We start from the raw sequence: 5,242 nt of genomic DNA, 5'->3' as shown, positions 1-5,242 counted from the left end.
GCCGGCCTGATCAAGGGCGACAGCAGCGGCGGCCATGACGCGGGCGGGGGTGCGATCGTTCCGTACGATCGGGGCGGCATCGGCATTCGCGCCCAGACGTTGGCTGACTTCGTCGGTCTCAACCGGCGCCTGACCGAGAGCGGTGTCATCGGCGCGCGCAGCTTCGTGCTCAAGCAGGGCGATCTCACCATCGGCAACGAGGTGAAGGCGCGCGAGGTCACCGTCTCGGTCGACGGCGGCAGCCTTACCGTGGTGGGCCGCATCGATGCCAGTGGCGCTGAGGTCGGCTCCATCAGGCTTTCCGCACGCGACAACCTGACCCTGGCACCGGGATCGATGCTCGACGCGCATGGCACGGTGCTGCGCATCGACAGCTACGGCCAGCCGATCGAAGCGGCCAACCGCGCCGTTGTCGAGTTGACGACAAGACAGGGCACTCTTGATCTTGCGGCCGGCGCCTCGATCGATGTGCGGTCGGCGGACACCGTCGCGCGCGGCGGCATCATCTTGAACGCGCCGCGTCGCGGCGGCGTGAACGGTACGGGCGACGGCGCCAACGACATTGCCGTCTCCGCGGCAGGGCCGCTTGATATTCGCGGCGCGCAAAGCATCGCGCTGAACGGATTCCGCAGCTACAACGATGCGCCTCTCGATCCCAACCCCACTGCCAGCGGTCGTCCGAACCAGATCATCACCCAGGACTATCTTGACGGCATCGATGCCGACAGCACCGCATTCATTGATGCGGCCTGGCTGAATGGCGCGCTGCAGTCGAAGATCGCCGGTCTCAAGGCGTATGGAAACGCCTTCCATCTGCGACCCGGCGTCGAGATCAGAAGCGCGACCGACGATGGCGACCTGACTGTGCAGGGCGATATCGACCTTGCCGGATACCGCTACGGCTCCAATGCGGATCGCAATCCGATGTCGCCGACCTATGGGGCAGGCGAGCCGGGCTCGATTGTCATCCGCGCCGGCGGCGATCTCAACATCTACGGCAGCGTCACCGACGGCTTCGGCAAGCCGGTGGCAACGCCCGACGGCGACAATGGCTGGTATCTCACGAGGCCGGGCTATCAGGGAACGGATGCGAACAGTGTCGACCTCAAGCTCCCTGTCAGCGTGACCATCGCGGCGGGGACGATGCTCGGCGGCGTCGATTCCCTGAACTTCGCCATTCCGCTCGGTAACATGACCGTGGTCGCGGGCGCGGTGATCCCGACGGAGGTCACGCTCGCCGATTCAGTCACCGTTCCTGCTGGCGGCGTTGTTGCAAGAGCCACGATTCGGCTCCCGGACGGCCAGACTTTTACCAAAGGACAGGTCATCCCTGGCGGCACCGAGCTTCCGGCCGGGACAATACTGAGTGCCGGCACTCTCCTGCCGGTCAACGTGCCAATTCAGGCGATGCTGTGGCCAGCAGGCGCTCCTTTGTCGGTGTTCTTAACTGATGGCGCTCCTGTCGAAGTCACGCAGGATACAACCATTCCCGCCGGCTCAATCCTTCCAGGACTGCTTCAGATTTCCGAAGGCGGTTTTATCACGATCGACCCAAGCGGCGAGCGCGTCATCAACCCATTTGTCCCGCTGCGCGCGCCTGGAGCGGATGGAAGCCAGGGTAAAGTCTGGGGGAGCGCTCCCATGCTTTCCGCAGGATCACTGTCGTGGTCAATGCGGCTCGCAGCCGGTGCCGATCTCAGGTCGGCTGACACCCGCACGTTGAAGCCGGGCCGCAGCGGAGACATCAACCTGGCCGACACCCATTACTCGGGAGCTGTCGGGCTCGTCATTCTCCCGGGCAACTCGCAGGGAGTCGATCCCAGCGACGATCCTGTCTTCTGGTGCAGCTATGCTCCTGAAATCTGCGGTCCAGGTTTCAGGGTCGGGTCGCCGATTTTCAGCGTGCTGCGCACCGGCACGGGTGATCTCGAATTGCTGGCGGGGGGCAACTACACGCAATACTCACTCTATGGCGTCTACACCGCCGGCACTCAGGCTGCTGCGGTCGATCCGAAATACCAGCTTCCGCGCGGCGCCGATGGCAAAACGCTGCCCGACGGGACGCTCTATCAGGCCTATTATCCAGATCACGGCGGCAACGTGCTGCTCTCGGCCGGCGGCAATATTTCCGGCCTGAGCTTCGGCACCAGCAATGCGGTTGGCAACTGGCTGTGGCGGCAGGGCGGGGACATCGCCGGCCAGGCGACGGCCTGGTGGATCAACTTCGGACTCTACTCCAACGGCGTCAACCCGAACGATGGCAGCCAGACGTTGGGGACGCTGACCGGCTTCAGCGGCCTCGGCGCACTTGGCGGCGGCAACGTGACCGTTTCAGCCGCTGGCGATATCGGTGCCCTGACGAGTCTTTATCCGCCGAATACGGCGCTCGACGTGGCGATCGGGGGAACCGGACGCGTGACATCCGTCACCATGGATGGTGATCGGGTCACCGGCGGAACGCTGGATCTCACCGGCGGAGGCGACCTGACCATCAAGATCGGCGGCACACTGCACGGCGGCATGTCCTTCAACGGACCGGGTGCCACGCTGACGAATCTGCGCGGGCGGCTTGATCTGGCGGCTGGCGCGATCGGCACGCTCGCACCTGTGTATGAGGCCAGTACCGTGGATCCGCGCGCCCCCGATCCGCTAGTCGCCTACCAGACGCGATACAGTGACGGATTGTTCGTCGTCCTTGGCGATGCGGCGGCGACGCTGACCACCCGCGGCGATCTGGCTCTGGCCGGCACCGCCGATCCCGGCCGTCTACCTGTCCAAAACACCACGCCTTTCCTCTACACCGCCGCGGATGGCACGCAGATTCCCTACGATCATGGCGGCAATTCGTGGTTCTCGCTCTGGCGTCCGACCACCTCGATCGACCTGTTCGCGGCAGGTGGCAATCTGATGCCGATGTTCGACTATCAACCGCCCCTTACTGGCAATGCATATAATTGGGATCCGACCTACGCCCCGCCGACCTTCCGCGCTGTTGCCGCGAGCGGCGATATCCTTCTTCCCGGTGAAGTTTCGGCCTACGGCGCATTGCGGGGTTTCGAACTAGCGCCGTCGCCGGTTGGCCAGCTCGAATTGCTGGCACGCGGCTCGATCTACGCGAATGGCTTCTCCGTCAGCATCTCCGGCGCCAGGGCCGATGCCAATTCGATTGCGAATCCATTCAAGCCGGCGTTCTACGCCGGCGCACCTGGTCAGCCGATACCGGATCCCATCACCGGCCAGCCGATCACAAACGTCACCCCGGCGCTACTGACCGCTGGCGCCTTTGGGAGTCTCAGCCCATTCACGTTCTTTCTCGATACGCCGATCGCGGACACGCCGACCGCGACATTGCACGCCGCCGATCCCGAGCCCGTGCGCTTCTATGCGGCAAATGGCGACATTATTGGCCTCACCACCGGAGGAATTTCGACGGTTAATCCGTATGACGTCTCGTCCGCGAAATACTACGTCGCGGCAAAGCCGGTGCGCATCATGGCGGGCCGCGACATCATCGACGCAGCCAATGATCGCTCGTCCGGCAGTCTGATCCTGCACAACCATGAAACCGATATTTCGGTAATTTCGGCCGGCCGCGACATCTATTACGCCAAGTACAGCATCGCCGGACCCGGACAGTTCGACATCACCGCCGGCCGCAACGTGTACCAGGCCGACAAGGGTCTGCTGGTGAGCATCGGCATGCTTCCGGACGTCGATCCGCTGGCCGCGGAGAATCGCAGCGGCGGCGCCGGAATCACGGTCACTGCGGGCGTCGGCACAAGCGGGCCGAACTATTCCGGGTTCGCCGAGCGCTATTTTGACTCAGCAAATCTCGCTGATCGTGCGCGGCCGCTCGCCGACCAGCCCGGCAAGGTGGCCAAGACCTATGAAGACGACCTGTTCACCTGGCTCACGAAGCGGTTCTCGCCGGAGCACCCCTATATCGCCAATGGCAAGCAATATGTCTTCACCGGCACCAAGGAGGAGGCGCTCGCGTTCTTCGTGGCGCTGCCTGCCGAACAGCAAGGCGTGTTCGTCCGGCAGGTCTATTACGCCGAGCTCGATATCAGCGGGAAGGAGTACAACGATCAGGACAGTCGCCGTGCCGGCAGCTACGTGCGTGGCCGCGAGGCCATCGCCACGCTGTTTCCGGGCAACGACGCCGCAGGCCGGCCGATCGCCTATCACGGCGACATCACGATGTTCAGCTCGCTCACGCCCAATCCGGACAATCCGACCGGGCCACAGATCCTGCGGGATGCGGGTATCCGCACTGAACTCGGCGGCGCGATCCAGACCTTGACGCCCGGCGGACAGACACTGGTCGGCGTCGAAGGCATCGCTCCCGGCCCCAATGCCGGTCTGATCACGATGGGCGCCGACAGCGCTATCCAGATGTATTCAAAGGGCAGCGTCCTGTTGGGCCTCTCCCGCGTCATGACCACATACGGCGGCGATATCCTGATCTGGTCGGCGGAAGGCGATATCAATGCCGGCCGCGGCTCCAAGACGACGCAGATCTTCACGCCGCCGCTCCGCAGCTATGACCGCTACGGCAACGTGACCATCTCTCCGCCGATGCCGTCGAGCGGCGCGGGCATTGCCGCCATCAGGTCTCTCCCGGACGTACCGCCAAGCGACGTCAATCTGGTTGCTCCGCTCGGCACCATCGATGCGGGCGAAGCCGGCATCCGCGCCAACAATGTCAATCTGGCTGCGCTGCAGATCATCAATGCCGGCAACATCCAGGCGCAAGGGACCGTCACCGGCGTTCCCATCATCGAGGCGCCGAATGTGAGCAATGCGCTCGCGGCGAACAGCACCGCCGGAGCCGCGGCGCAACAGGCTGCGGTCCCGCGGCAAGGTCCGGCTGACGCCCAGCCGTCGGTCATCATCGTCGAGTTCCTCGGCTTCGGCGGCCCGCAGGATGAAGGCGATCAGCCGCGTGACGAACGACGACGTCCTGCGCGTCAGAGCGGACAGTATGATCCGAACGGTATGCTTCGGGTCCTTGGGAACGGCCCGGGTGCGGCCGAGCAGGCAGATGAGCTGACCACGGAGGAGCGAAGCAAGCTGACCAAGCAGATGGATGCGTCCGGGGCCCTGTGAGGCTGGTACGTGACAGGTCGGGGCCAGCTAGAGCATGATCCGGAAAAGTGGATACCGGTTTTCCGAAAAGATCATGCTCAAACAAAAAGATAGAGCGGGATGATGATTCGAAGAAAAATCATCACGCTCTAGG

1 protein-coding gene is annotated in these 5,242 nt (G+C 63.8%); it reads left to right on the top strand.

Features of this window, described 5'->3' with window-relative positions:
• The coding region (locus CWO89_RS40335; protein ID WP_165421524.1) for a filamentous hemagglutinin family protein at positions 1-5,109 on the top strand (5,109 nt) is incomplete at its 5' end.
• Between the last annotated feature and the right edge of the window lie 133 nt (positions 5,110-5,242).

The organism is Bradyrhizobium sp. Leo170 (assembly GCF_004296405.1).
In the GTDB taxonomy this organism is placed as follows: Bacteria; Pseudomonadota; Alphaproteobacteria; order Rhizobiales; family Xanthobacteraceae; genus Bradyrhizobium.
The sequence above is the reverse complement of the archived record's forward strand: the minus strand, read 5'-3'. Positions and strand labels throughout refer to the sequence as shown.